22 protein-coding genes, 3 tRNA genes and 1 pseudogene are annotated in these 26,643 nt (G+C 72.8%); 17 read left to right on the top strand and 9 right to left on the bottom strand.

The genetic code is table 11. The features are described 5' to 3' along the window. Window positions 1-101 precede the first annotated feature (101 nt). Window positions 102-698, bottom strand: coding sequence for a histidine phosphatase family protein (locus ACFWRT_RS05865; protein WP_380951366.1), 597 nt, complete (start codon window positions 696-698; stop codon window positions 102-104). A gap of 242 nt (window positions 699-940) precedes the next feature. Between ACFWRT_RS05865 and ACFWRT_RS05860 the strand changes: the two genes are divergently transcribed. The 7 genes from ACFWRT_RS05860 to ACFWRT_RS05830 all read left to right on the top strand — a co-directional run bounded on the left by ACFWRT_RS05860 (window position 941) and on the right by ACFWRT_RS05830 (window position 7,455). Further along, the gene (locus tag ACFWRT_RS05860) at window positions 941-1,921 is read left to right on the top strand and encodes a phosphatase PAP2 family protein (RefSeq protein ID WP_380951365.1); all 981 of its coding nucleotides are present in this window, start codon (window positions 941-943) and stop codon (window positions 1,919-1,921) included. A gap of 88 nt (window positions 1,922-2,009) precedes the next feature. Further along, entirely contained in the window at window positions 2,010-3,053 is a 1,044-nt protein-coding gene (locus ACFWRT_RS05855; protein ID WP_380951432.1) for a hypothetical protein, read from the top strand. Beyond that, entirely contained in the window at window positions 3,044-4,660 is a 1,617-nt protein-coding gene (locus ACFWRT_RS05850; protein ID WP_380951364.1) for a hypothetical protein, read from the top strand. Before ACFWRT_RS05855 ends, ACFWRT_RS05850 begins: the two co-directional genes overlap by 10 nt. Before the next feature lie 43 nt (window positions 4,661-4,703). Further along, window positions 4,704-6,038: an AAA domain-containing protein gene (locus tag ACFWRT_RS05845; RefSeq protein ID WP_380951363.1), complete on the top strand. Its 1,335-nt coding sequence runs from the start codon at window positions 4,704-4,706 to the stop codon at window positions 6,036-6,038. A gap of 130 nt (window positions 6,039-6,168) precedes the next feature. After that, window positions 6,169-6,516: a hypothetical protein gene (locus ACFWRT_RS05840; protein ID WP_380951362.1), complete on the top strand. Its 348-nt coding sequence runs from the start codon at window positions 6,169-6,171 to the stop codon at window positions 6,514-6,516. A 185-nt stretch (window positions 6,517-6,701) separates the two neighbouring features. Then, window positions 6,702-7,391 (top strand): hypothetical protein, encoded by a 690-nt coding sequence (locus ACFWRT_RS05835; protein ID WP_380951361.1) that lies wholly within the window; start codon window positions 6,702-6,704, stop codon window positions 7,389-7,391. Then, a tRNA-Lys gene (locus tag ACFWRT_RS05830) sits at window positions 7,382-7,455 on the top strand. The genes ACFWRT_RS05835 and ACFWRT_RS05830 overlap by 10 nt, the downstream gene beginning before the upstream one ends. Window positions 7,456-7,517: 62 nt before the next feature. On the opposite strand, the gene ACFWRT_RS05825 is transcribed toward ACFWRT_RS05830, so the two are convergent. Then, entirely contained in the window at window positions 7,518-8,759 is a 1,242-nt protein-coding gene (locus ACFWRT_RS05825) for a M6 family metalloprotease domain-containing protein (protein ID WP_380951360.1), read from the bottom strand. 427 nt (window positions 8,760-9,186) lie between these two features. Here ACFWRT_RS05825 and ACFWRT_RS05820 point away from each other — a divergent pair, with 427 nt between their 5' ends. Further along, window positions 9,187-11,109: a putative bifunctional diguanylate cyclase/phosphodiesterase gene (locus ACFWRT_RS05820; RefSeq protein WP_380951359.1), complete on the top strand. Its 1,923-nt coding sequence runs from the start codon at window positions 9,187-9,189 to the stop codon at window positions 11,107-11,109. A 32-nt stretch (window positions 11,110-11,141) separates the two neighbouring features. Here ACFWRT_RS05820 and ACFWRT_RS05815 read toward each other — a convergent pair whose 3' ends face one another. Both ACFWRT_RS05815 and ACFWRT_RS05810 read right to left on the bottom strand, forming a co-directional pair. Then, a complete protein-coding gene (locus ACFWRT_RS05815; RefSeq protein WP_380951358.1) occupies window positions 11,142-12,269 on the bottom strand; it encodes an LLM class flavin-dependent oxidoreductase in 1,128 nt (375 codons plus the stop codon). A 162-nt stretch (window positions 12,270-12,431) separates the two neighbouring features. Continuing rightward, complete coding sequence (locus tag ACFWRT_RS05810) at window positions 12,432-13,199, bottom strand: maleate cis-trans isomerase family protein (RefSeq protein WP_380951357.1); 768 nt, start codon at window positions 13,197-13,199, stop codon at window positions 12,432-12,434. Window positions 13,200-13,411: 212 nt separating this feature from the next. On the opposite strand from ACFWRT_RS05810, the gene ACFWRT_RS05805 reads away from it, so the two are divergent. From ACFWRT_RS05805 to ACFWRT_RS05775, 7 genes are all read left to right on the top strand, one after another. Next, window positions 13,412-14,395 carry a D-2-hydroxyacid dehydrogenase gene (locus tag ACFWRT_RS05805; protein WP_380951356.1) on the top strand — a complete coding sequence of 328 codons (984 nt, stop codon included), beginning with the start codon at window positions 13,412-13,414 and terminating at the stop codon, window positions 14,393-14,395. Between the two features lie 148 nt (window positions 14,396-14,543). Continuing rightward, the gene (ehuB, locus tag ACFWRT_RS05800) at window positions 14,544-15,446 is read left to right on the top strand and encodes an ectoine/hydroxyectoine ABC transporter substrate-binding protein EhuB (protein ID WP_380951355.1); all 903 of its coding nucleotides are present in this window, start codon (window positions 14,544-14,546) and stop codon (window positions 15,444-15,446) included. A gap of 18 nt (window positions 15,447-15,464) precedes the next feature. Further along, window positions 15,465-16,196, top strand: coding sequence for an ectoine/hydroxyectoine ABC transporter permease subunit EhuC (gene ehuC, locus ACFWRT_RS05795; RefSeq protein ID WP_380951354.1), 732 nt, complete (start codon window positions 15,465-15,467; stop codon window positions 16,194-16,196). Beyond that, window positions 16,193-16,837 (top strand): ectoine/hydroxyectoine ABC transporter permease subunit EhuD, encoded by a 645-nt coding sequence (ehuD, locus tag ACFWRT_RS05790; RefSeq protein ID WP_380951353.1) that lies wholly within the window; start codon window positions 16,193-16,195, stop codon window positions 16,835-16,837. Before ehuC ends, ehuD begins: the two co-directional genes overlap by 4 nt. After that, a complete protein-coding gene (gene ehuA / locus ACFWRT_RS05785; RefSeq protein WP_380951352.1) occupies window positions 16,827-17,684 on the top strand; it encodes an ectoine/hydroxyectoine ABC transporter ATP-binding protein EhuA in 858 nt (285 codons plus the stop codon). Before ehuD ends, ehuA begins: the two co-directional genes overlap by 11 nt. Before the next feature lie 180 nt (window positions 17,685-17,864). Next, window positions 17,865-18,623: an IclR family transcriptional regulator gene (locus tag ACFWRT_RS05780; protein ID WP_380951351.1), complete on the top strand. Its 759-nt coding sequence runs from the start codon at window positions 17,865-17,867 to the stop codon at window positions 18,621-18,623. Between the two features lie 73 nt (window positions 18,624-18,696). Next, window positions 18,697-18,770, top strand: a tRNA-Lys gene (locus tag ACFWRT_RS05775). 162 nt (window positions 18,771-18,932) lie between these two features. On the opposite strand, the gene ACFWRT_RS05770 is transcribed toward ACFWRT_RS05775, so the two are convergent. The 3 genes from ACFWRT_RS05770 to ACFWRT_RS05760 form a co-directional block, all read right to left on the bottom strand. Then, the gene (locus tag ACFWRT_RS05770) at window positions 18,933-19,523 is read right to left on the bottom strand and encodes a lytic polysaccharide monooxygenase auxiliary activity family 9 protein (RefSeq protein WP_380951350.1); all 591 of its coding nucleotides are present in this window, start codon (window positions 19,521-19,523) and stop codon (window positions 18,933-18,935) included. 235 nt (window positions 19,524-19,758) lie between these two features. Continuing rightward, a complete protein-coding gene (locus tag ACFWRT_RS05765; RefSeq protein ID WP_380951349.1) occupies window positions 19,759-22,044 on the bottom strand; it encodes an SPFH domain-containing protein in 2,286 nt (761 codons plus the stop codon). A gap of 64 nt (window positions 22,045-22,108) precedes the next feature. Further along, entirely contained in the window at window positions 22,109-23,401 is a 1,293-nt protein-coding gene (locus ACFWRT_RS05760) for a peptidoglycan-binding protein (RefSeq protein WP_380951348.1), read from the bottom strand. 192 nt (window positions 23,402-23,593) lie between these two features. Between ACFWRT_RS05760 and ACFWRT_RS05755 the strand changes: the two genes are divergently transcribed. Together ACFWRT_RS05755 and ACFWRT_RS05750 are read left to right on the top strand one after the other, a co-directional pair. Beyond that, a tRNA-Lys gene (locus tag ACFWRT_RS05755) sits at window positions 23,594-23,667 on the top strand. Between the two features lie 659 nt (window positions 23,668-24,326). Next, window positions 24,327-24,512: pseudogene (locus tag ACFWRT_RS05750) on the top strand (galactose oxidase early set domain-containing protein); the annotation flags it as partial. A 73-nt stretch (window positions 24,513-24,585) separates the two neighbouring features. Here the strand turns inward: ACFWRT_RS05750 and ACFWRT_RS05745 are convergent. Beyond that, window positions 24,586-25,623: a glycoside hydrolase family 6 protein gene (locus ACFWRT_RS05745; protein ID WP_380951431.1), complete on the bottom strand. Its 1,038-nt coding sequence runs from the start codon at window positions 25,621-25,623 to the stop codon at window positions 24,586-24,588. Window positions 25,624-25,982: 359 nt separating this feature from the next. Continuing rightward, on the bottom strand, window positions 25,983-26,642 hold the full coding sequence (locus tag ACFWRT_RS05740) for a class F sortase (RefSeq protein WP_380951347.1): 660 nt from the start codon (window positions 26,640-26,642) through the stop codon (window positions 25,983-25,985). Window position 26,643: the final 1 nt, after the last annotated feature.

The following is a 26,643-nucleotide window of genomic DNA, read 5'->3' as shown; positions in this document are numbered from 1 at the left end:
GGGATCCGAAGGGTGCCCGCCCACCCAGGCAAGGGTTCCGTCCTCAAACGCCGGACCGGCTGGAGATGTGCCGGACGGGCTGGAAAGGCGCGGGGTAGGTCCTACCGCTCCAGGTGCCCCGTGTCGTTCCAGCGTTCCAGGGCCGGGAGACCGTACGCCCAGGCCAGCACCGACAGCGACGTCGGCTCCAGGCGCAGGCGGGCGCCGAAGGAGATGTCCTCGCCCAGCCAGCGCGCGGCGAGCACGCGCAGGATGTGGCCGTGGGCGAAGACCAGCACGTCACGGTCGGCCGAGCGCGCCCACTCCACCACCTCGTCCGCGCGGGCGGTGATCTCCGCGAGGGACTCCCCCTCCGGGACCCCGTCGCGCCAGATCAGCCAGTCGGGCCGGTCCGCCTTGATCTGCGCCGGGGTCAGCCCCTCGTACGCCCCGTAGTCCCACTCCATCAGCGCGTCCCACGGCTCCGCCCGCTCCCCGAACCCGGCGAGCTCGCACGTCTCGGACGCCCGGACCAGCGGGCTGGTACGCACCTCGGCGCCGGGCAGACCGCCCCACGCCGCCCGGTGCAGCCGCTCGCCGAGCAGCTTCGCGCCCTCGCGGCCGGTGTCCAGGAGCGGGATGTCCGTCCTGCCGGTGTGGTTGCCCTGGACCGACCACTGGGTCTGGCCATGCCGAGCGAGCAGGATGCGCGGTGCCATGAAGGCTCTCCCTGGAACGGTGGTGCTGGGCCCTCCATCATCCCGTACCACCCCGACAGGCAACCTCCGGGGCCGGACCGGCGTCCCTCACTGCGCAGCCCACCGCCGCGGTACCGGAGCCACGACGGGGCAGGCTGCGTGGAGGGCGTCCGGCAAGGGGGCCCCGGGGGAACAGGCGGCCGACCGCCGCCTTACGGTTGAACGCCCGCTGTCGGCCGCATGAACACTGGGGGAGCCACCGGATGCCGCACGCCACCGCCCTGCCCGCGACCGGTCACCGGCCCCGCTGGTGGACGGAACTCCCACTGATCGCGGTGGTGTACGGCCTCTACTCGATGGGCCGCCTCCTGGTGCGCGGCGACGTGTCGATGGCGGTCGACAACGGCCTGGCGATCCTCCGGTTCGAGCAGGCGCTCCACCTCAATGCCGAGCACCCGCTGAACCGTCTCTTCACCAGCACGCCCTCCCTGGGCATACCCGCCGACTTCGCGTACGCCTCCCTGCACTACCTGGTCACCCCAGCGGTCCTCATCTGGATGTTCCGGCGCAGGTCGGCGGCGTACCGGGCGGCCCGGGTCTGGCTGATGAACTCGACCCTGCTCGGCCTGATCGGCTTCACCCTGGTGCCGACCTGCCCGCCCCGGCTGCTGGACGCGAGCCACGGGTTCGTCGACACGATGGCGCAGTACAGCGCGTACGGGTGGTGGGGCGCCGGCGCGAGCGCCCCGCGCGGGCTGAGCGGGATGACCAACCAGTACGCGGCCATGCCGAGCCTGCACGTCGGCTGGTCCCTGTGGTGCGGCATCCTCCTGTGGCGCCACGCCCGGCACCCGCTGCTGCGGGCCGCCGGCGTCGCGTACCCGCTGATCACCACGGTCATCGTCATGGGTACCGCCAACCACTATTTCCTGGACGCGGTCGCCGGCGCGGCCGTGATGGGGCTCGGAGCCCTGCTGACCAGGCCGGTCATGCGGCTGGCCGACCGGGTGAAGGGGCGTCTGGGGACCGCCTTCGCCACCGTGCGTACCGCCTCCGAGCCGGTGAAGTCCCCGATTGTCAGTGCCGGATGCAAGACTTCCGCGGGTGAGCGAATCCCCGGCCAGCGGACCTCCTCCGCAGATTCCCCCGACGCGGCAGCCGACGGTGCGGCAGCCGACGGCGCAGGTCCAGGCAGAGCGACCGGCGCCTCGGCCCACGACGACGCTCCGGCAGCGGCTCGCTGAGCTGCGCGGCCCCTCCGTCGCACCGCACCCGCTCGACGCCCGCGCGCTCGCCGCTCTCGCCGCCAACCCGGGCTGCAAGCGCCGCGCCCTGCTCGACGGCGCCGGGGTCGACAAGGGCGTGCTGGCCGAGGCGCTCGGCTCGCCCGCGCCCTTCGGGCAGTCGCAGTTCGCCTTCATGCGGGGGAACGCGTTCGAGGCCAAGGTCAAGGCGGACGGCGGCGCCGAGCTGCTGCGCCTGCTGTACGAGCGGCTCGGCGGCTCCTCCCCCGCCCCCGGCCCGGACGCCGCCACGCCCGATCTGAGCGCCGCCGGGCCCGAGGGCCGGGCCGCGCGGACCGCGCTCGCGCTGCGCGAGGCGACGGCGGCGGGCGGCTGGGCGCTGCTGGACCACCCGATGCTGGCCCTGGAGGTGGCGGGCTCCCCCGCCTATCTGGAGCCGGACGCGGTGGTGGTCCACCCCGACGGCCGCTGGACCGTGGTCGAGATCAAGTCGTTCCCGATGATCGACGCCTCCGCCGACGCCGCGAAGGTCGGGGCCGCCGCCCGCCAGGCGGCGGTGTACGTGCTGGCGCTGGAGCGGGTCGCTGCGGTGACCGAGGGGGCCGAGGTCGGCCACCAGGTGCTGCTGGTCTGCCCGAAGGACTTCTCCAACCTGCCGACCGCCTCCGTCGTCGACGTACGCAAGCAGCGCGCCGTGACCCGCCGCCAGTTGACCCGGCTGACGCGTATCGAGGACATCGCCGAGGCCCTTCCCGAGGGGACGACCTTCGATCCCGCGTGCTCGCGGCGGGAGCTGGAGTCCGCCGTCTCCTCCGTCACCGCCGCCTACGCCCCCGAGTGCCTGGCCGCCTGCGAGCTGGCCTTCCACTGCCGGGCGCGGTCCCGGGCCGAGGGGGCCGTGGAGACGCTCGGCAGGAGCGTGCGCGGGGAGTTGGGCGGGCTGACCACGGTCGCCGGGGTGCTGGCCGCCGCCGCGGGCAAGGAGGGTGACCCCGCCGACCCGACCGTGGCCGCCCTGCGCCGGGCCGCCGCCCTGCGGGCCGAGGCGCTGGAGAGTGCCGCCGCCCTGCGGGCCGGGGTGCCGGAGAGCGTGGCGCCCGTACACGGACAGGTGGGCGTCGCATGTCGCTGATCACCACCCTCGCCCGGCTGGAGGCGGTCGACTCGGGCCGCGCCCAGCCGCTGGCCACCGTCCGCCACCGCCACCTCACCGACCGGCCCCTGGTGATCGTGCCGCTCACCACCGCCGGGGAGGCCGGGGCCCCGCTCGGCGCCCTGGTCGGCACGGATCGCGAGCAGCCCCGCCTCCTGGCGGTCGCCCAGCCGCGCGACCGGGACCTGCGGTTCGCGTTCCTGGCCGAGCTGGCGGAGGCGGTGCTTCCGCACATCGAGGCGTACGCGGACGTGGTCGAGCCCGCCGAGCGCAACGAGACCGATCCGGCGACCGGCAAGAAGACCAAGGTCGAGGTCGAGCTGTGCACGGACGCCCCGCAACTGATCGTGCCGAGCCGGGCGGGCATCGAGTTCGTGCGCCTCCTCGGCCGCTCCATGCGGTTCCGCCGGACCGCCGAGGACGACCCGGAGACGCCGTACCCGGCCCCGGCCCGCGTCCCGCTGCTCGGCCGCTGGCTCACGCACTACGGGGAGCGGGCCCGGGTGCCCGGTTCCTCGCTGCTGCTCGCCGCCACGGACCTGCTGAACCGGCACTGGGCGACCGGCCAGAGCAGCCTGGAGGACCAGCACCTGGGGGCGCTGCTCGCCTGGATCGACCCACCGGGGGACGTGAGCGGCGCGGAGGCCGCCCTCGCCGCCGAGCTGGGCCGCGACCAGCACGGGCAGCTCCTCTGCCCGCCCGCCGGACCCGCCACCGACCCGGCCTTCGACAACCGGCTCCTCGCCCCGGCGATCGAGACGTACGACCGGGCCCGTCAGGCGCTCGCGGCGGCCGAGGACGGGCTCGCGGCGGACGGGCGGCTCGGCGAGCTGAGCACCGCCGAGCGCGAGATCCGCTCCCTCCTCGCCAACGTCATGCTGCCGACCTGGGACAGGGTGTGGCAGGGGCTCGACCTGCTGCGCGAGCTGCCCGAGGGGGCCCGCGCCGAGGACCGCTGGACCCGGGACCGCTGGTCGTTCACCGCCCACCGGGACCGGGTGACCTCCGGCGAGCCGCCGCAGCCGCGCCGCGACGACGCGGTGACGGCCGCGCAGAAGCTGGCCTCCCGGGAGACCGCGCAGGCCCAGTTGGAGGCGCAGGAAGCCCTGGACGACCCGCTGGTGCTGGCGGGGCGGCGGCTGGCGGGCGAGGCGTTCCTGGCGGACGTGACCGGCATCGAGATGGCGTACACCGAGTCCAAGCGGCCCTCTCCGCGCCCGCTGGTCACCCTCCGCACGGACGAGCGGCCGCATCTGGGCGAGCGGACCAAGGTGTACCGCTCGCTGGACGGCAAGCCGCAGACGGCGGAGTTCGTCCGGTCCGAGGAGGACGCGGACCGGGACGGCGAGATCCTGCTCGTCCTGCGGATCATGGACCGGATGGGGCGGGGCAAGGAGCCCGCGCCCGGTTCGCTGCCGGAGCCGGGTGAGCGGATCGCCTGGACGTTGTTCGAGCACGACCAGCGCGGCGGGCCGAAGCTGCCCGACCCGGAGGAGACCCCGTGGACCCACGGCGGCCCGCCGGGCGCGGACGCGGCCACCCGCGCCGAGCACCCCGACCCCGTGACCCCGGAGGACCTGCTGTGACCGCGACCCCCGCCTCGGCCCCCGTCACCCCGGAGGGACCGCTGTGAGGACCGGCTTCGACCCCGGAGCGGAGGCGGCGCGGGCGACCGGGGCGATCCTCGACGACACCCTGCGCGGCAGCAGCAAGGGCATCGTCGTGGACTCCCCGCCCGGCGCCGGGAAGTCGACCCTGGTGGTCCGGGCGGCCCTGGAGCTGGCCGCCGCCGGGCACCCGCTGATGGTGATCGCGCAGACCAACGCCCAGGTCGACGACCTGGTGGTGCGGCTCGCGGAGAAGGACCCGGAGCTGCCGGTGGGCCGGCTGCACAGCAGCGACTCCGACCCGTACGACAAGGTGCTCGACGGCCTGGACAACGTGACGAAGTCGGCGAAGGCGGCCGATCTGGCCGGGCTGGACATCGTGATCTCGACGGCCGCCAAGTGGGCGCACGTGAAGAACGTGGAGCCGTGGGGGCACGCGATCGTCGACGAGGCGTACCAGATGCGCTCCGACGCACTGCTGGCCGTGGCCGGGCTGTTCGAGCGGGCGCTGTTCGTCGGGGACCCGGGGCAGCTCGACCCGTTCTCGATCGTGGGCGCGGACCAGTGGGCGGGGCTGAGCTACGACCCCTCCGCGAGCGCGGTCTCCACGCTGCTCGCGCACAATCCGGAGCTGCCGCAGCACCGGCTGCCGGTCTCCTGGCGGCTCCCGGCGTCGGCGGCACCCCTGGTGTCGGACGCGTTCTACCCGTACACGCCGTTCCGCAGCGGTACGGGCCACGGGGACCGGAAGCTCTCGTTCGGGGTGGCCTCGGACGGGTCGGGCCCGGACCGGGTGCTGGACGAGGCGGCGGAGGCCGGGTGGGGGCTGCTGGAGCTGCCGGCCCGGCACACCCCGCGTACGGACCCCGAGGCGGTACGGGCGGTGGCGCTGGTGGTCCGCCGGCTGCTGGACCGGGGCGGCGTCGCCACCAGCGAGCGGGCGGAGCAGCCCGTTCCGGTGACGGCGGACCGGGTGGCGGTCGGCACGGCCCACCGCGACCAGGCGGCGGCGGTGCGGGCGGCCCTCGCCGAGCTGGGCGTCACAGGGGTGGCGGTCGACACGGCGAACCGCCTCCAGGGCCGCGAGTTCGACGTCACGGTGGTCCTGCACCCGCTGTCCGGCCGCCCCGACGCGACCGCCTTCCACCTGGAGACCGGCCGCCTCTGCGTGCTGGCCTCGCGCCACCGGCACGCCTGCATCGTGGTGTGCCGGGAAGGGGTGGCGGACCTGCTGGACGAGCACCCGTCCACGGAGCCGGTCCAGCTCGGCGTCACGGTGAAGTTCCCGGACGGCTGGGAGGCGAACCACGCGGTGCTGGCCCATCTCGCCGAGCACCGGGTGCGGTGGAAGCCGTAGCGGGTGCGGTGGGAGCCGTAGCGGAACTCAGGCACCACAAGGCCTCCGGCCCTCTTGCGCCGGGTTGGACAATGGAGGGTGGCCGTCCGGAAAGACGCCCCCGAGGACGCCCCTCAAGGAGGAACAGCACATGACACAGTCCGAGCGGAACGAACGGCAGCGGCAGCGGCTGCGCCCCGCGCCTCTGCTCTTCGAGCCGTCGGAGGCGGTGGCCGACCCGGAGCACTTCTTCGACCTGGAGTCGATGGACGACCCCCGCGAGCTGCTGGCCCGGGCGACCGAGCTGACGCAGGCCTTCCGCGCGGCGACGGACCGGTCGGTGGAGTTCCAGGCGATGGCGGCGGCACAGCTCGCCGATCCGCGCCGGTTCGACCGGCTGACGGCGGCGGACGTGGCGGAACGCGCGGAGTGGACCGAGGACTACGCGAAGAAGATGATCGAGTTCGGGCGGTCGCTGCTGGACGCGTCCAGCGCCTGAGCCTCGCGCGCAGAACGTGTCCGGCGCCTGAGCCTCGCGTGGACGGGGCGGACGATGCCCTCAGGCCGGAGGTCAGGTCCCGTGGCATATTCCGGGCGGGCAAGATACTCCCTCCCCTCCCGCCCTGTCCCGGTTTCCGGCAACTCTCGGAATCAGCTCCGTCACTCCCGGTAGACCTTTTCTCCATGAGCGCTTGGCTGAAAGACCAAACGACCCTGCGGGCCGGCGGAGCCGCCGGGCCCCACGCCGTCGACATCTTCGCCCTGCTGCGGGACCAGACCGGCGCGCAGGCCGCCCAGGTGACCGCCGCCGGTGCCGCCTGGCTGGCGGGGGCCGCCGCCTACCCCCGCTCCACGCTCGCGCAGTGGCAGGAGCGCCCGTCCTCGCCGGGGGTGCTCCCCTGCGGCTCCCAGTTCGACGTCGTCAACGTGCCCGCGCTGTTCGGGCGGCGGATGCTGGAGCGGCTCTGGGCCGAGGGCCCGGGCACCGGTCCGGTCGCCGTGCACCGGGGCCGGATGCTGCTCTTCGCCGCCCCCGGGACGGCCCAGCGGCTGCCCTCGCTGCTGGCCTGGGAGGAGTGGGGATCCGGCGGCGCCGGGACGTCCCGCCCGCTGCGCGGCGAGGTGCCCCCGCTGCTGTGTCACGGCACCGGCGACGCCGTCACCGTACCGCCGCTGACCTGCCCGTCCGGCGGTTCCGGGCCGCGCTGGCTGGTGGCGCCCGACACCCGCAATCCCTGGCTGCCCGGGCCCGATGTGCTGCTCTGGGCCTGTGTCCGGGTGAGCCGGTCGGCGGTGTCGCAGGGGACCGGGCATTCGATTTTTCCTCGGGCGGATCAGGGTGCTAATGTCTACGACGTCACCAGGCGCCGTTAGCTCAGTTGGTTAGAGCAGCTGACTCTTAATCAGCGGGTCCGGGGTTCGAGTCCCTGACGGCGCACCGACGGAAGAAGCCCCTCGCGGAAGCGGGGGGCTTCTTCGTGTTCCGTGACGTACACGTTTTCAGAGGCCGGCCGTGACCCTGACCGTCCAGGAGCCGGACGGCGTGCGGTCGGCGACCTCCACGCGGGTGCGCTCACCCGGCACGGTGTAGGTCTCGCCCTCCGTGAGCGGGGCGTCGGCGAGCGGCGGGTAGACCGAGCGGTCCCAGCAGGAACCGGTCTCCGGGTGGGTGTCGATCACTTCGACCGGGCCGCCGCCGGAGGCCGTGTGGCTGCGGACCCGGTAGATCAGGATGCCCTCGGTGCAGGTCCCCCGGTCGTTGCCGGTGGCGCTGCGGGCCTCGATGGCCAGGACGCTGTCCTCCCCGGTCCGGACGACGGCGAGCCGGGTCCCGATCGACCCGCCGGGCACGGGGGCGGCGGCGACCGGTTCCAGGGTGAGGTCGGCGGAGCCGCGTACGCAGACGACCTGCGGCCCGCCCAGCCAGCCGAGCTTCCACTTGTGCCAGCCGAAGAGGTCGGGCGCCAGGCCGAACTGGCTGCCCATGACGTCCCAGTCGCCGACGTAGGTGTCCCAGTCGCCCTTGCCGTCGGTGGGCCGGTGGTAGAGATCGGCCAGGTCGAAGACGTGCCCGGTCTCGTGGGCGAGGACGTTGCGGTCGGGCGGGTGCTGCTCGAAGACGGTCACGACGCGCCGGATGTCGGTCCCGTCGGCGCGCAGCGGCCGCTCGAAGTTGACGACCTTCGTGGCGTCGGAGTCCACGCCCGGGGCGTCCGGGTCGGCGACCAGATAGACGATGTCGTACGCCGAGAAGTCGACGTCCCCGTCGGCGGCGGCGATCGCGTCGCGCAGGTAGGCGGTGCGCTTCCTGGCGTCCCAGTCGCGCTCTATGCCGTACCAGGTGGAGGGGCGCGGCATCTGCGTCCAGCTCCGCCGCGGGTGCGGGCGCAGGGTGAATCTGCCGTAGCTGGCGCGCTCGAAGAAGCGGGTGGTCGAGGGGAAGTGGTCGGCGGTCAGCAGTTCGGGGGTGAGCTCGGGCTCGGAGTCGGGGAACGACAGGAAGATCATCACCGCGTCGAGGCGCCGGTCGGGCTGGGGGTAGGCCCCGTTCCAACTGTCCAGGCCCAGCGAGTGGTGCGCGGAGGTCCTGGGGAGCGCGCACGGGGTCGCGTCGCGCACGGCTGCCGCGGCGGGACCGGCCACGAGCGAGGTGGCGGCGAGCGCCAGGAGGGAGGTCAGGGCGGCCGCGAGACTGCGCAGCGTCAGCCGCTCCGCTCCCCCGGGTCCGGGCTCACGCTGCACATCGACCTCCGGATGGGAACGCGGTACGTCTCGTCCACCCTGTGCCGTTTCCTGGCGGTACGCCCTGTTGTGCTGCCCCACACGGGTCACATGCGCCCCACGGGTCGCAGGGCAGATGCGCCGACGGCAGCACCCCACCCCATACCTTTACGGAACGTCACCATCGGCCGGATCGGCGGACGGATGCACCGGACCGGCGGACGGATGCAACAGAACCGCGCAGAAACCACCAGGAGCGGGCAAAGCGGAAGGGCGCAGACCGGCCGTTCGGTCGAGCCATGGCCGGATGCGAGCTGGAACGCCCGACGCGCCACCCTCTATGCTTCACCACGCTTTCCCGCGTGGATCGGGCCCCTTCACGGGTTCACCACCCGGTGTCCTGTCCGACCCCACCTGTTCACGACAACCTTCACAGCGGGAGCGAGCGGTGAGCGGAACCTCCGAAGGGCCCCGGGCCCCGGCAGGCACATCCCCGGACGCCGTGGACCCACCGGTCACGGAGCGTCATACGGCAGGACCCGCCGGAGAACGCAGGACGCGCCCGGCAGCGCGGGTCGCCGCCGCGATCCGGAGTGCGGCGGACGCCGCCGCCACCGAGCTGCGCGACCACCGGGCCGCCTTCAACGCCGCCACCCTCCCGATGGCCGTCGTGGACGGCCGGGGACACGTCGTACGGGCCAACGCCGCCCTCGGCGGGCTCCTGGGCACGCCGCCCGCGGCGCTGGCCGAGCGGCAGGCGTGCGAGCTGGTCGACCTGGCCTCCGACGACCGCACCTGGCACGCCTACCGCGAGGTGCTCCAGGGCCGTCGCTCCCGGTTCCGCTGCACCCGCCGCCTCAAACACCCCGACGGGCGCACCCTGTGGGCCGAGGTCACCGTCGTACCGATGACGGGCACGTCGGCGGCCGAGCCCGCGCGGGTCCTGCTGACGGTGGCGGACATCAGCGACCGGCGCGAACTCCAGGACCGGCTGCGCCACCTCCAGATGCACGACCCGGTGACCCGGCTGCCCAACCGGACCCTGTTCTTCGAGCGGCTCGCGGTGGCCCTGGAGACCCCGCCGTACCAGGACGACTCGATGCTCCCCCGGCACGGCCGGATCGGGCTCTGCTACCTGGATCTGGACGGCTTCAAGGCCATCAACGACACGCTCGGCCACCGGATCGGCGACCGGCTGCTGGCCGCCGTCGCGTCCCGGCTCACCGACTGCGCCGAGAGCGACGCGAGCCGCAGCCCGGGCGGCAGCCGGCTGGTGGCGCGGATGGGCGGCGACGAGTTCGCGATCCTGGTGGAGGACTCCGGCGGTACGGAGGCCCTGACCGAGTTGGCCCGCTCGGTCCTGGCCGCCCTCCAGCACCCCTTCGACCTGGCCGGGCAGCGGCTCTCCGTCTCCGCCTCGATCGGGGTGGTGGAGCGGCCGGTGGCGGGCACCTCGCCCACCGGCCTGATGCAGGCCGCCGACACCACGCTCTACTGGGCGAAGGCCGACGGCCGCGCCCGCTGGACCCTCTTCGACCCCGAACGCAACGCCCACCGCATGACCCGCCAGGCCCTCTCCTCGACCCTTCGGCCCGCCGTGGAGCGCGGCGAGTTCACGCTGGAGTACCAGCCGCTCGTCGGGATGGCGGACGGCGTGGTGCGCGGTGTGGAGGCGCTGGTGCGCTGGAACCACCCGCAGTTCGGGGTGCTCTCGCCGAATCGGTTCGTCGGGATCGCCGAGGAGGACGGCTCGATCGTCCAGCTCGGCCGGTGGATCCTGCGCACCGCGTGCCGCCAGGCGCGCCGCTGGCAGCTCGACCACCCGGACGAGCCCGCGCTCTTCATCAGCGTCAATGTCGCCGTACGCCAGGTCTGGGATTCCGACCTGGTGGCGGACGTGGCGCAGATCCTGAGCGAGACGGGCCTCGCCCCCGGCCTGCTCCAACTGGAGCTGACCGAGTCGGCGGTGATGGGCTCCGGGGGCCGTCCGCTGCGCGCGCTCCAGGCGCTGAGCGACATGGGCGTACGGATCGCCATCGACGACTTCGGGACGGGGTACTCCAACCTCGCCTACCTGAGCCGGCTGCCCGTCTCCGTACTGAAGCTGGACGGCGCGTTCGTGAAGGGCTTCCGGTACGAGGACGGTACGCATCCGAGCCCCGCCGACGAGACGATCGTGGAGGCGATGGTGCAGCTCGCGCACCGCCTGGGCCTGACCGTCACCGCGGAGTGCGTGGAGACGGCCGGGCAGGCGGAGCGGCTGCGCCGGATCGGCTGCGACACCGGGCAGGGGTGGCTGTACTCCCGGGCCGTGGCGCCGGAGCTGATCGCGGCGCTGATCACGGCCCGGCCGGCGGCCGAGACCCCATAGGGCGTGTCCGGGCAGCCCGTACGGCTAGCGGCTCAGGCGCCGCGCGGCAGCCCGTACGCGTCCGCGATCAGCTCGTAGCTGCGCAGCCGGGCGTCGCCGCCGTGCGCGTTGGCGGTGATCATCAGCTCGTCGGCGCCGGTGCGCTTGGCCAGGTCGTCCAGGCCGGTGCGGACCTCGTCGGGGGTGCCGTGGATGACGTTGGAGAGCCAGCCGTCGACGAACTCCCGCTCCATCGGGGAGAAGTCGTACGCGGCCGCCTCCTCAGGGCTCGGGATCAGCCCCGGGCGCCCGGTGCGCAGCCGGACCATGGACAGCGCGCCGGTCAGCACCTGGCGGCGGGCCTCGCGCTCGTCGTCGGCGGCCAGCGCGGAGACGCCGATCAGGGCGTACGGGGCGTCCAGCACGGCGGAGGGCCGGAAGGACTCCCGGTACAGGTCGAGCGCCGGGATCGTGTTCTGCGCCGAGAAGTGGTGGGCGAACGCGAACGGCAGGCCGAGCGTGCCCGCCAGCCGGGCACTGAAGCCGGAGGAGCCGAGCAGCCAGACGGGCGGCCGGTGCGCGGACTGCACCCCGCCGGGGGCGGTCGCCTGGACCGGGCCGGGTACGGCGTGGATGCGGGCGTACGGATGGCCGTCGGGGAAGTCGTCGTCCAGGAACCGGATCAGCTCCATGAGCTGCTGCGGGAAGTCGTCGGCGCCCTCGTTGAGCCGGTCGCTGCGGCGCAGGGCGGCGGCCGTCGCGCCGTCGGTGCCGGGGGCCCGGCCGAGGCCGAGGTCGACACGGCCCGGGGCCATCGCCTCCAGGGTGCCGAACTGCTCGGCGATCACCAGCGGGGCGTGGTTGGGCAGCATGACGCCGCCCGAGCCGAGCCGGATGCGGTCGGTGTGGGCGGCGATGTGCGCGAGGATCACGGCCGGGGAGGACGAGGCGACCCCGGGCATGGAGTGGTGCTCGGCGACCCAGTAGCGGTGGAAGCCGCGGCTCTCGGCGAGCTTCGCGATCTCGACGCCGGTGCGCAGGGCCTGGGTGGCGGTGCGGCCCTGGCCCACGGTCACCAGGTCGAGCACGGAGAGCGGTACGGGGGCGGTGCCCGCCGCCGTACCCCGGATTCCGTCGCCGTCCGTCCCGTCGCCCGTGTTCCCGCCTCGGATGTCGTCCACGTGTCGGCCCTCTCCCGGTGCTGCTCGTCCTGCGGCTGCGTATACGTCTGCGTACCGAAGGCGTACAACAGGAGGGGGTCTCCGCTTATTCCGGGAGCTGCTCGGGGAAATGTTCCGGGAGCTGCTCCGGGAGCCGGGGCCCGGCTGCCGGACCCGGCCGCGCTACTCCCGTACCTCGATGCCCTTCGGCTCCACCGTGCCCGGGGCCGGCGGGCGGGTGGCGAAGAGGGTACCGAGCGTCGGGGCCCAGACCCGGCGGTCGGTGAGCCGCAGGCCCTCCCAGACCGTCACCTGGTTCGCCGTGAGGACGGGCTTGCCCACCGCCTCCTCCAGCTCCGGGATGGACGCGGCCGTGTGCAGGGCCGCGTCCGGGAGCAGCAGCACCTCGGCGTCCGGGTGGTCCGCGGCGAGGGCGAGCTCCTTGACCTGGCCCGGCTCCCACGCCGCGACCTCGGCGGCCGTGGCGAGACCGGCGCTCCGCGAGGCCACCACCTCCACACCGCCCGCCACCAGGAACTCGGCGAAGAGCGCGGTGATGTCCTCGGGCCAGGCGGCGGCGACCGCGACCCGGCCGGCGCCCAGCTCCCGTACGGCGTGGACGAAGCCGAAGGCGGTGCTGGAGGCGGGCAGGCCGGCGCTCCGGGCCAACGTGGCGATCTGGTTGTGGGCGCCCGCCCAGCCGTACGCGAAGCTGCCGCCGGGGCTCGCCCAGACGAGTGCCTCCGCGCCCGCGAGCCGCAGCTCCTCGACGCCTTCGGAGAGCCGGTCCGGCGCCCCGGACTCCAGCAGGGCGCCCCGCCGGTAGGAGTCCTCGGCCGCCTCGGTGGAGAACAGCGGCAGCCTGATGTCCGTGTCCAGCGTGATCTCGATGCGCGGGAAGTCGTCCTCGGCGGCGTGGCCCGGGTAGAGGAGTCCTACGGTCGTGGTCATGTTCACCCTTCCTTCGCGTCGGGCGCGGAAAGCCACTGGTGCCCCTGCCCCTGTCAAGTATTCCTCCGCCGGGGCGGTGAGGGCGGGTGGGTGGGGCGCGCCGCGGGCCGTGTTGACGGGGGCGGGAGCGGCTGCGAGCGTGGGCGGTACGGAGATCATGTTCCTGTCGGCACCTGCGCCGACCTGCGACGTTGCGGAGTGATGAGCCCCCGATGCCGGAACCCGTCCTTCTCGTCCTCGATGCCGATCCGTCCCCCCGCCTCGGCCGGCTGACCGGCCGGGCCCGCGTCCTGCGCACGGGTGCGGCGGGGCTCGCGGCCCGGCTGCCGGACGCCGATGTGCTGCTGGTGTGGGACTTCACCTCCGACGCGGTGCGCGAGGCCTGGCCGGGCGAGGGGCCGCGACCAGGCTGGGTGCATACGGCGAGCGCGGGCGTGGACCGGCTGCTCTGCCCGGAGCTGGTCGCCTCCGACACCGTGGTGACCAACGCGCGGGGCATCTTCGAGCGGCCGATCGCGGAGTACGTGGCCGGGTTGGTGCTGGCCTTCGCCAAGGATCTGCCCACCACCCTCGCCCTCCAGCGGGAGCGGCGCTGGCACCACCGGGAGGGGCAGCAGGTCGCCGGTTCACGGGCGGTGGTCGTCGGCGCGGGGCCGATCGGGCGGGAGATCACCCGGCTGCTGCACGGCTTGGGGGTCCAGGTGGCGCTGGTGGGCCGGAGTGCCCGGCGCACGATCCACGGCATCGAGGACCTGGGGCCGCTGGCCGCCCGCGCGGACTGGGTGATCTCGGCGGTGCCGCTGACCCCGTCGACGTACGGGATGTTCGACACCCGCTTCTTCGGGCTGCTCCAGCCCTCGGCCCGGTTCATCAACGTGGGGCGCGGGGCGAGCGTGGTGGAGGCGGACCTGGTGTCGGCGCTGGAGCGGCGCTGGCTGGCGGGGGCGGCGCTGGACGTGTTCGACGATGAACCGCTGGGCGAGGACAGCCCGTTGTGGGACGTTCCGGGTCTGCTGGTCTCCCCGCATCTGAGCGGGGACACGGTCGGCTGGCGCGACCGGCTGGGTGAGCAGTTCGTGGCGATGTACGAACTATGGGCGGATGGCTGCCCGTTGCCCAACATGTTGGACAAGGAACGCGGTTACGTCCCGTCCACCGACAACTCCGCAGAGGCAGAAGGCTCCTCACCGGAGTGACCCCGTCACCCTCCGCCCGTGCCAGGCCACGGGAAGGTCACCCTCCGGCCACCGTTCGGTCACATGGACCGGCTTCCTGCATAGACGTACGGGATCGGGCAGGCGCTCACCCTGTCCGGACTGTTCGACCTCCAGGAGACCGCGAACCATGGCTGACTTTCCTCACCTTTCCCGCCGGGGCTTCCTCAATCGATCGGCGGCCGTGGGTGGCCTCCTGGTCGTTCCCGGCCTCCTGACCGCCTGCAGCAAGACCGACTCGGGTGCCGCCACCGGAGCGGGGGCCCTCGACAAGCTCCGCGAGCAGGGCTTCGTACGGGTCGCGTACGCCAACGAGGCGCCGTACGGGTACATGGAGGGCAAGGAGCTCAAGGGTGAGGCGCCGACCCTGCACCGGGAGATCTTCCAGGCGCTGGGGGTCAAGGAGCTGAAGCCGACGCTCTCCGAGTGGGACGGGCTGATCCCGGGGCTCCAGGCCGGGAAGTACGACGTGGTCAGCGCGGGTATGGCCATCACCCCGGAGCGCTGCGGCAACGCGATCTTCTCCGAGCCGGAGTTCATCTCACCGACCGCGCTGATGGTGAGGAAGGGCAACCCGAAGAAGGTCACCGACCTGGAGTCCGCCAAGGAGGCCGGGATCACCATCGGGGTCATGTCCGGTGCGGTGGAGGGCAGTTACGCCAAGGGCGCGGGCATAGCCGAGGGCAAGATCAAGACCCTGCAGAAGCCGCAGGACGGGGCGGACGCCGTCAAGGGCGGCCGGGTCGACGCGTTCCTGCTCACCGGCATCTCGCTGCGCTGGCTAGCGAAGACCAACCCGGAGACCGAGGTGACCGAGGCGTTCGTGCCGCAGATCGACGGCAACGCGCAGTTCTCCCCCGGCGGCGCGGTGTTCCGCAAGGGCAACGAGGACCTGCGGGACTCCTTCAACCGCGAACTGAAGAAGATCGTGTCGGACCGCTCCCGCTATGTCGGACTGCTCAAGGAGTACGGGTTCGGGGAGTCGGAGATCCCGCCCGTCGATCTGAAGACCGCGGATCTGTGCAAGGGCTGACGGGGCGGACGCACACGTATGAGTGACTTCTTCTCCCTCCTCGTCGAGGAGTTCCCCCAGGTCCGCTCGGGCCTGTGGGTGACGCTCCAGGCCACCGTCCTGGGCGCGCTGCTGGCCGGGGTGCTGGCCTTCGCGCTCGGCCTGATGGCGGGCAGCCGGCTGCTCCTGGCCCGGGGGGTCTCCCGGGTGGTCGTGGAGTTCTTCCGGGGGACCTCCCTCTACATCCAGCTCTTCTGGCTCTACTACGCGATGCCGCTGGTGACCGGCTACGAACTGGCGCCGGTGGCCTGCGGAGTGGTCGCGTTCGGCCTCAACTACGGTGCGTACGGCGCCGAAGTGGTGCGCGGCGCCATCAACTCCGTACCGCGCGCGCAGTACGAGGCGGCGATCGCGCTCAACCTGAGCCCGGCCAGGCGGCTGTGGAAGGTGATCCTGCCGCAGGCGTGGGTGCAGATGATCCCGAGCTTCACCAATCTGCTGATCCAGCTCCTGAAGTGCACCCCGCTGCTGTGGCTGCTCTCGGCGGCCGACCTGATGACGGTGGTGCAGACGCTGCGCGACCGCACCGGTGAGACCCTCACCGCCTATCTGACCCTGCTGGCCGTCTACTTCGTGCTGGCCTACGCGCTGACGATGCTGATGAACCTGCTGGAGCGGAGCGCCAAGCGGCGGCTCGGCCTGGCCACCGGCGCGAGCAGCCTGTTCAAGAGCCGCAGCGCGTCCACCGCCGCCGTGGGAGGTACCCGATGAACGACGGCTTCGACTGGGACGCCGCCAGGGAGTCCCTGCCGCTCCTGCTGGAGGGGTTCAGGGTCACCCTGCTCGCCACCGTGCTGGGCACGCTGGTGGCGGCCGTGCTGGGGCTGGCCGTCGCGGTGGCCGGACGCGCGCCGAGCAGGTTCGTGACGGTCCCGGTGCGGGTCGTCACGGAGTTCGTCCGCTCCACCCCGCTGCTGGTCCAACTGGTCGGCGCGGCGGCCCTGTTCAACACGGTGGAGCCGCTGTACATCGGCATCGCGGTGCTGGGCGTCCACTACGCGGCGTACACCTCCGAGGTCTACCGGGCCGGGATCGACGGCGTACCGAAGGGCCAGTGGGAGGCGTGCCGCGCGCTGTCGCTGCCGCCCCGGCGCACCTGGCAGGCCGTGATCCTGCCGCAGGCGGTCCGCAACGTGCTGCCCGCCCTCGGGAACTACGCGATCTCGATGTTCAAGGAGACCCCGTTCCTCGCCGTGATCACGGTGCAGGAGATGGTCTTCGAGGCCCGGAAGTACGGCGCCGACAACTTCGCGTACACCGAGGTCTTCACCCTCGCCGGCCTGATCTTCCTGGTCGCGAGCTACCCCACGTCGCTGTTGATGAGAAAGCTGGAGAAGCGCCTTGGCCACTGAACCCCTCCCCTTGCAGAAGACAGAGTCCCCGGGTCCGGTCGCCGCGCCCGAGGACGCCGTCCCGGCGGCCGGGAGCACGGGCGAGCCGCTGGTCCGCTTCGAGAAGGTGGTCAAGCGGTACGGCGACCATGTGGTCCTGGACCAGCTCGACTTCACGGTCGACCGCGGTGAGCACGTCACCCTGATCGGGCCCAGCGGCTCGGGCAAGACCACGATCCTGCGGCTGCTGATGACGCTGGAGAAGGTCAGCGACGGCGTGATCTGGGTCAACGGCTCCCCGCTGTCGCACGTCCGCACCCCGGGCGGCGGGCTGAAGCCCGCGGGCGAGAAGGAGCTGCGGGAGTCCCGGAAGAAGATCGGCATGGTCTTCCAGCAGTTCAACCTCTTCCCCAACATGAAGGTGCTCCAGAACATCACCGAGGCCCCGATCAGCGTCCTCGGCAAGAGCCGCGAGGAGGCGGAGACCCGGGCCCGGGAGCTGCTGGAGCTGGTGGGGCTCTCCGACAAGGTCGACGCACACCCCTCCCAGCTCTCCGGCGGCCAGCAGCAGCGCGTGGCCATCGCGCGGGCGCTGGCGATGGAGCCGGAGATCCTGCTGCTGGACGAGGTGACCTCCGCGCTCGACCCGGAGCTGGTGGCGGGGGTGCTGGAGCTGCTCGGCGACATCGCCCGCAACACCGACATCACCATGCTCTGCGTGACCCACGAGATGAACTTCGCCCGGGACGTCTCCGAGAAGGTGCTGATGTTCGACGCGGGCCGGGTCGTGGAGTCCGGGACCCCGGAGAAAATCTTCTCCGATCCGTCGCACGAACGTACGCGCGAGTTCCTCAACGCGGTGCTGTGACGTGGTGCTGTGACCTCGGTGTTGCACCACCGCCCATGACACTGGCATATGCCAGACGGATGCACCCCAGTTGACAGGGATGGGGCGCCCCTACTGACTCGTCAACTGCCACCCCGCATACGGGGCCCGGCGGCTATCGTGGGTCCGAAGCTTGCGGTCACAACCTTGTAGGGGGACACCGTGGCGTTGAAGCCCGAGCCGACCGCACCGTTCCACTCGGTGCAGTACGCCCTGCGCGTGCTCGAATCGGTCTCGCAGCACGGCGACGGGGTGACCGACGCGCAGCTCTCCCGCGAGACGGGCCTGCCGCCCGGCCACCTCGCCGCCCTCCTTCTGACGCTGCGCCGCGAGGGATATGTGGAGCAGGTCAGCGACGGGGCGTACGTCATAGGGGCCTCCCTGCTGCTCCTCGGTTCCGGGGCGGCCCGCCGCGAGGCCCTGGAGGGCCGGCTCCAGCAGGCGCTGGACCAGCTCCGCGACTCGGTCGGCGCCGCCGTCTACCTCAGCCGGTACGTGGACGGTGAGATCAGCGTCACCCAGGTCGCCGACGGCCCGCTCACCCCGGCGGTCAACGAGTGGGTGGACTTCCGCTCCTCCGCGCACGCCAGTGCGGTCGGCAAGTGCCTGCTGGGCCAGCTCGACCACGAGGCGCGCCGCGACCACCTCTCCCGGCACAGGATCGCCCGGCTCACCTCACGGACGATCACCAGCGAGAAGGTCCTCCTCTCCAAGCTGGACGCGCAGCCCGCCACGGTCCCGGTGCTGGACCTCCAGGAGTACGCGGTGGGCACCGTCTGCGCGGCGGTACCGCTGACGGCCGGGGCCACCGCGGGATGCCTGGCCCTGTCGCTGCCGATCGAGGACGCCCACCGGCTCCGCGAGGCTGCGGACACGCTGAACCGGCGCGCGGCCCCGGTGCTGCTGTCGCTGGCGCTGTAGTCACGGGGAGGGGTCCGGACCGAGGGGTGTCATCAGCACCCCTCGGGACCAGGTATTATTTTCGAGTCAGCAGGCGCCGTTAGCTCAGTTGGTTAGAGCAGCTGACTCTTAATCAGCGGGTCCGGGGTTCGAGTCCCTGACGGCGCACGACACCATGCCTGTGGGCGGTCTCCCTCGCGGAGACCGCCCACAGTGCTGTTCCCGGCCCGGTTCAGCAGCCGCCCACCCGCAACGGCGGCCCCGGCTCAGGGCCGCCGTGTCGAGCCACAGCGGAAACGCACAGGCGCCCTACGGGCTACCCGCGGGACATCAGAACTTGATGTCCGAGCACGCGTAGAACGCGTTGGTTGTGTCGGCCACGTCCCAGACGGCGAGGATGACGTGCTTGCCGCTCTTCTGGGTGGGGATCGTGCCCTGGTGGGTCAGCGTGGCCGGCGGCTGCTGGCCCCCGTACGGCACGGTCATGAAGGGCTGCGATTCGAGCGCGGCCCTGGTGAGCGGCTTGGTGGAGTCCCAGCCGTTCTTGGTGATGTAGTAGCGGAAGTCGCTCGTACGGTGACGAGCGGTGAACTGCCAGCGGAAGCTGTAGCCCTGGCCGCCGGAGACCTGGGTGGCGGGCCAGTTGCCGCCTCGCGGGTCGTCGAGCTGGGCGAACTGCCCGTTGCCGCCGGAGCAGAGCTTGCCGTCGGCGGGACCCGAGGACGGGAAGCCCTTGGGCCCCTCGACGCTCTGGGGCTCCCACTGGATGTTGCCGCAGCCGGTGACCGTGCCGTTGGCACAGAGTTTCTGCCGGCTGATGGGGGAGTCCGTGTAGCCGTGACTGCTGGCGCTGGTGGTCGCGAGGACGGAGACGCCCGCTATCGCCAGGCCGATCACGGCCGCGCTTGCCTTTTTCCGCATTGCTGTCGCTCCTCTAGAACGTGGGGGAGGTTCCATGAGCATTGCTCGACATGCTGCGCGCTTGGTGCGTGGTGGGTGGGTACTGCGGTCTAGACCAAGTCTTAGATTATTGACGCCACATGAACATGTCCAGACCAATCGGCATCGGATTCCGGAGTGGATTCCGGAGCGACGGAAGGGGCCCGGAGTGAAGTCTCCGGGCCCCTCGCGACGTTGACGCGGCGCTGATCATCCGTCAGACGCTGTCGCCTCCACCGGTGCGGCCGGTGTAGAAGGCGACCGTCAAGTCCTTGACCAGCGCTTTACGTTCGTAGTCGTCGAGGTCGACGATGCCGCGCGTGGTCAGCCGGTTGACGGTGTCGTCCACCGCGTCCACCACCGAGGTCAGCACGCTGTCCCGGTGCCTGGCGTCGATGGCGGCAATCCGCCGCCGCTGCATAGCCGCCGCGACCTCGGGGGCGTACTCGATCCCGGTCGGCTGCGCCGAGTACACCTCGACCCCGACCGGCTCGCAGTCCGCCTTGAGCATCCGGGTCAGCGCGTCGCCGACCGCTTCCGCGTTACGGAGGGTGGGAGCGTCCTCGTGGAAGGCGTCGGCGGGCAGTTGCGAGAGGACCCGGGCCATGGCGGACTCGACCTGAGCGCTCAGGTACGCCTCGTGGTCCTCGATCCCGAGGGCGGCGCGCACGGTGTCCTTGATCCGCCAGACCACCAGGACGACGACGCGCAGCGCGGTGCCGTTCGCGTCGACGGCGGGGAGCGGTTCGCTGCGCCAGTGCCGCAGACGTACGTCGACGCGGCGGCGCAGCAGCAGGGGCGAGACCCAGACCAGGCCGGTGCGGCGGACGCTCCCCCGGTAGTCGCCGAAGAGCGTGAGCACCCAGGCGTGCCCGACGCGGCCGCGGCCGAGGCCGCCGAGTGCGAGGACGACCACGGTGACCAGAAGGGCGAGACCGGCCCAGACGCCGGCGCCGATGGACTCGTACGGGCGGGGGGCGAGGCCGACGGCGCTCTGCGCGGCGGCGGGGAGGGCGCCGCGCCACCAGAGGAGAGCCAGTACGCCGAGGAGTCCGGCGGCCCCGATGAGGACGGCGGCCCACCCGGGGAGGGCGGGACCGGGCCGCTCGACGAGGCGCGGGTCGGCGAGGGGGGCGGGGCGGGTGGGGGGCTCGACGCGGGGGTGGGGTGAGCGGGGGCGGGGGGTGGTCCTGGTGGTGGCGGGTCGGGCCACGGTGGTGGGGAGGGCGGTGGGTTCGGGCTGCTCGGGGTCGTCTCGGAAGAGCAGGTGTACGGGGATGGCGGCGGTGGACTCGCCCGCGATGACGGAGTGGCGGCGGGGGGAGGGCGGGGGCTGGGGGGCGGGCACGGAGACGGAGACGGTGGCGGAGGTGGCGCGGGGGCCGTTGACCAGGTCGAGGACGAGGTCGAGGTCGGCGTGGGGGCCGTTGGCGCCGCTGGCGCCGCTGGCGCCGAGGCCGGGGGCCGTCTGCTTGTCCCTGTCCGTATGCGCGCCGGGGGCCGGGGTCGGGCGGGGCCCTGCCTCTTCGCCGTAAGCGGGGAGCGGGGTCCACTCCGCCGAGGGTTCCGTCCTCAAACGCCGGACGGGCTGGAAGGGCGGCAGGTCGGGCTCGGGCTGGGCGAGGTCCTCCGGGCTCTCCAGCCGGACGGGCTGGAAGGGCGCCGGGGCGGGCTCGGGGCGGGCGAGGTCCTCCGGGCTCTCCAGCCGGACGGGCCGGGAGGGCGCCGGGGCGGCAGGGTTCTCCGGGCCTTGCCGCGCGTCGGGCTTGAACTGGTCCAGGTGGAGGCTTCGGCCCCGGTGGACCAGGCGAATGGGCTTGAGTGGGGGCCTTGGGGAGGAGGCGGGGGCGGGGCCCGACTCCGGGGTCGGGGCCAGGGCCGGGTCCGGGTGAAAGTCCGGGTCCGGGTGAAAGTCCGGGTCCGGGTGAAAGTCCGGGTCCGGGTGCAGGGCAGGGGCCTGGGCCGACTCCGGAGCCGGGTCCGAGTCCGAGTGCAGGTCCGGGGCCTGGGCCTGGGCCGAGTCCGGTCCCGGGGCAGCGAGGTCATCCGGGCCCTCCGGGCTCGCCTCCGCCGGCAGCGGGTCCTCCCATGACTGGGGGCCCTCCCCCGTCGACGGACCCTCACCCGCCGACCGGACCCTCACCGGCAGGGGATCCTTCCCCGCCGGCGAACCGTCCCCCACCGGCAGAGGCCCCTTCCCGGCCGGCGGGCCGCCCCCCACCGACAGGGGGTCCTCCCCCGCCAGCGGGGCCTCCCCCATCAGTCGGGCCTCCTCCCACAGAAGGCTCTCCACGGCCGGTCGGCCCCCCGCCCCCAGCGGGTCCTCCCCCGGCAGCGGATCCCTCACCGCCCGCACCTCCTCCTTCGGGCGGAACAAGGGTGGTGGGGTGGGGAGGGCCGGTCGGTGCAGGGCCACGTCGTCCACCAGCGGCATCGGGGTCTCGCCGCCAGGGGTGCGGCCGTCGTGGTCAGTCAGGGGGTGGGGGTTCTGGTCTGGGCTCACCGGTTCCCGGTTCCTTTCCGTCATCCGTCATCCGTCGTCCGTCGGGTCCGTCAGGTCTCACACCTCAGGCGAAGAGCCGGCGCCACGTCTCCGGGCCCGGGTATCCGTCCGCCTCGCCGCCGCGCCAGCCCTGGGCCCGCTGGAACGCCTCGACGTTGCGGCGGTCCGCCTCGGTCCAGCGGGGGTCGGGGCCCGACACGTAGTGCTTGCCGTACCCCTTCTTCACCAACTGTCTGCCGAGCCGGTCGACATGGCTGTTGGACCGACCCGGCTGGAAATAGCCGCGCCCGGGGAAGGCCACCGAGGTGTTCGGGCTGCCTCCCGTGGCGGCGGGCGGGATGTCGCGGCCGGTGCCCGTCGTCAGCAGGCGCCAGGTGTCCGGGCCGGGGAGGCCGTCCGCCTCCGCACCCTTCCACCCCTGGGCCTGCTGGAACGCCTGCGTGGCCCGCCGGTCGGCCTCGCCCCACACGGGCCCGGGCCCGACCGCGTAGAACCGCTTGGCGCCGCGCGCGACCAGCAGCTCGCCGAGCCGGGTGACATGGGCGTTGTCCGCGCCGGGGCCGAACTGGCCCGCGCCCGGGAAGGCCGTGGCGGAGCCCGAGCCGGGTGAGCCGCCGCTGACGCCCTTGTAGCGGTAGGCGACGTACTGGTCGGAGTTGCTCCAGTACGCCATGGGCGTCGACTGCTTCCGCGTCTTCGGGCGCGCCTGCTCGTAGGCGACGTAGTGGGTGCGCGTGTAGTCGGTCCAGCCGCCGAAGATCGTGACGTGGGAGCCCTTGGAGGGGTCGGCGGGGTTGTGGAAGAGGAGCATGTCGCCGGGCTGGAGGTCGGCGCGGGCGATCCGGGTCCCGTAGCTCGCGAGGCTGCCGGTCCATTCGTTGGTGCCGAGGTTCCAGGCCATCGAGACGTAGCCGGAGCAGTCCTGGCGGTACCCGTCCGACCAGTACTTCTCCATGCTGTACGGGACCTTCGCGTCGACCCACTTCTTGGCCCGGTTGATGATCTCGGCCCGGGTGGTCTTGCGCGGGACCGCGCTGTCCGACGGCGGCCCGGAGGCGCCGGATCCCTTCAGCGGGCCCTTCTCGCCCTGCGGGGTGTCCGGCAGGGGTTCGGGGTCCCGGTCGGCCCGGGGAGCTCCGGCGGTCCGGCCGGCGGCGGCCGCGGCTCCGGCGGCCCCGCAGGAGAGGACCACCCCGGCGGCGGTGGCCAGGACCAGGGCGCGGCGGGCGCCATGGGCGGCGGGGTGCCCGCCGTACCGCACCGGGACCGCGCGCGCGGCGGTCCGCCGCCGCAGGGCGCACCCCGCACAGGTGCAGTCGATGGCGGGCTCGTACTCCTCGAAGACCGGCACAGTCATGCGATTCCCCTCCGCACTCGTCACTCGTCAAGATCTTTGGGCGCAGCCGCGACGGGCGTCACTGTCTCAACTCTCCCGACATAAGGCATTTTGACGGATCAATGGGAAAAAACGACTATCTGGCATGGCGTGGCGGCCAGGAAATGGTCCGGAGCACCTGTCGGAGTCGGGTAGAGTTCTCCAGGTCAGCAGGCGCCGTTAGCTCAGTTGGTTAGAGCAGCTGACTCTTAATCAGCGGGTCCGGGGTTCGAGTCCCTGACGGCGCACGCACCATCAAGGCCCCCTCACCGAGCGTGAGGGGGCCTTGATCATTCCCCGCCCCATGGCCACCGACACCGACAGGGCTTCAACGCACAGCAACAGCAGAGGTGCGGAGAGTCACAGATCGGTGACGGGGAGGCTACGGGGCGCATATCACCACCTCGTCACGCCCCTGCCACAAGGACCACCCACATCGCACGCATCGCCGACAATGGTCCCGTTTCGCCCTTGCGAAGGGATCGGCGGTCGGACAATCCATCCGGAAGCATTCAGCTCCAAGGGGGCGGCTCATCCGTACAGTTGGGTAAGCAGAGCGTGATGTTCCGTTTGTACGCCGCCCGGCGGACTCGGGGCGGGGCCCCGTTCGCGGACGGATTCCGAGGGGGCATCATGCAAGCGGAATGCACCTTTTCATCTGCGCGGGCCACGGCCCGCGCAGCAGGCGTGCGCGGTGAGGGACGGGGAACCACCGGGCACCGAGCGACCGACCAATCACGCACCAGCGTGCGTGCGGGGGGATGCCCCATGACGTCGACGCCGCCAGGCGACCGGCAGGACGCCGACGCTTCCCGGACCGCACAGCTTCGGATGCCGACTACAGCCGGCTAGCCGGTCCGCTGACGCGGCCGCCCGCGGGCAAGCCGTACAAGGTCCGCTACCGCTCTCGGCGGTCACCCATGTCACCGACACCGACCAGCGGTCCATCGCGCTGGACCTGGAGAGGTCGGCGGACGGGATCACGGTCACCGTGCCGAAGAACCGGGCGCTGGTGCCGTCGGGCTGGTACATGCTGTTCGTCACCGACGAGAAGGGCACCCCGTCCGAGGGGACGTGGGTGGAGGTGCCGTAGGCGTACGCACGCAGGTGATGGCAGAGGGCCGCCGCCCGGGAGACCCGCTCCCCGGCGGCGGCCCTCCCGCTGCCTACTTCGTCGCGCGGGCCAGGCCGAGTGCGTACTCCGGCCACCAGTCGCCCGCCTTCGGGCCGCCCTTGCAGTCGCCGTCGGACTCGCCGGGGCGCTTGATCCACAGGTAGGCGTCGACCGCGCCGTCCCCGGTCGTCGTGGTGGGGGGCTCGCCCAGGGCGCGGCCGGGCGGGTTGCACCAGGTCTCGGCCGGGTCGCCGCCCTCGTAGGGGCCGTTGCCGTTGCGGCTGGTGTCGATGACGAAGGGCTTGTCGCCGACCTTCACCGACAGCTTCTTGCCGAACTCCGTGCTGACGGCCGTCGTACGGAAGTTGGAGACGTTGAGCGAGAAGCCGTCGGCCTTCTCGATGCCCGCCCGCCAGAGCGGCTCGTGCAGGGCCTCGGGCGACTGCCAGCCCGCGTTGCCCGCGTCCACGTAGACCTTGGTGGCGGGCTGCTGCTTCAGCCGCTCGATGGCCCCCTTGAGCAGGGCGTACCGCTCGTCGTGGTGCTCCTGGGGCGTGCAGCCGTCGACCAGGTGGAGGAGGGCGTCCGGCTCCAGGATCACGGTGGCCTGGCGGTCCCCGATGCCCTTGGCGACCCCGTCCACCCAGGCCCGGTAGGCGTTGCCGTCGGCGGCGCCGCCCTTGGAGAACTGGCCGCAGTCGCGGTGCGGGATGTTGTAGAGGACCAGCAGCGCGTACCGGTCCGCCTTCGCGGCCGCCTCGGTGACCCGGCGCGCCTCGTTCTCGGGGGCGTCGGGGCCGATCCACTCGCCGACCGGCTGCTCGGCGATCTTCCGGATCAGGTCGGCCTTCGCCTGGTCGCCGTCCTTCTCGTACGTGGCGACCTGCCGGGCGGCGGTGCCGTCCGGGTTCACCCAGTACGGGGCCTTCGCCTTGGGCTGCTGGCCGACGACCGCCGGGCCTCCGTCCGTGCCCCCGTCGCCGTCGCCGTCGCCCCCGCCGCCCCCGTCGCCGGAGCAGCCGGTCAGGAGGAGGGCGGCGCAGACCGCCGCCGTACCGGCCGACCTGAGGCCGGTGTAACTGCCGTACATCCACTCCCCCTTGGGTGCACTGTGCCCGTACCGCTCTGCACCCGTTCTCACGGGCCGCACCTCTGTGCTGCCGGTCCCGGTCATCCTGGCACAGGGGCCGGGGCGGTCCGGCGGCGGTGCCGACGCTCTCCACGGTCGCCCAGGGGCACCGGGTTCCGGACATCCTGTTCGAAACCGCTCCTGCGGGGTACCCGTCCCCCTACAGTGGCGGCACAGATCGACCCCGTACCGCACGGTCCTCCCGTACCGCGCCGGGCAACTCCCGCGGCCCGGTGCACACGGTCGAGGCCGGCCCGGTCGGCGCGTCCCTCGCGGGGCGGTCGGCCGGGCCGGATGTTCTTCGCTCCGCCGGACACGCCCTACGTGTCGCGCACTCCCGTGAGGTAGGCGGAGACGACCACGTTCGCCGTGTACGAGCGGGACTTCCGGTCGTATTTTCCGCCGCAGGTGATCAGCCGCAGCTCCGCCCGGCCGTCCACGCGGGGCCCGTACGCCTTCTCGGCGTCGAAGCGTTCCCGGGTGACGACCTGGACGTCGTCCACGGTGAACTCGGCGACGCTGCCGTCCTCCCGGACCACCTCGACCTTCTCGCCGGGCCGGACCGCGCTGAGCCCGTAGAAGACGGCGGGCTTGGTCTCGGTGTCGACATGGCCGACAACCAGGGCCGCCCCCTCGGCGCCTACCTCGGTGCCCCTGCCGTACCAGCCGGCCGTCTGCGGCAGGTCGTACGGCGGTGGGTCGATGGCCCCGTCCTGGTCGAGGCCGCGCCGGACGACCGGGGCGTCGATCCCGACGGAGGGGACCTCCACGGTGCGCGGGGCGGCGCCCTCCACCGGTTCGTGCGCCGGGGGCAGCGGGGCCCCGAGCGGGCGGCCGACCGCGGCGACGTCCCCGGTGGTCGGGGCCGACATCGCGCCGGACGCGTCGCGCCCCCAGAGCCAGAGGCCGAGCAGCAGCACGGCCCAGGCCACACCGGTCAGTAGTCGCCCGGTGCCTGCCGGGCGGTCCGGGGCGGACACG

This window comes from Streptomyces cyaneofuscatus (assembly GCF_042718795.1).
Lineage (GTDB): Bacteria > Actinomycetota > Actinomycetes > Streptomycetales > Streptomycetaceae > Streptomyces > Streptomyces cyaneofuscatus_A.
This window is presented reverse-complemented; position numbering and strand designations above follow the sequence as displayed.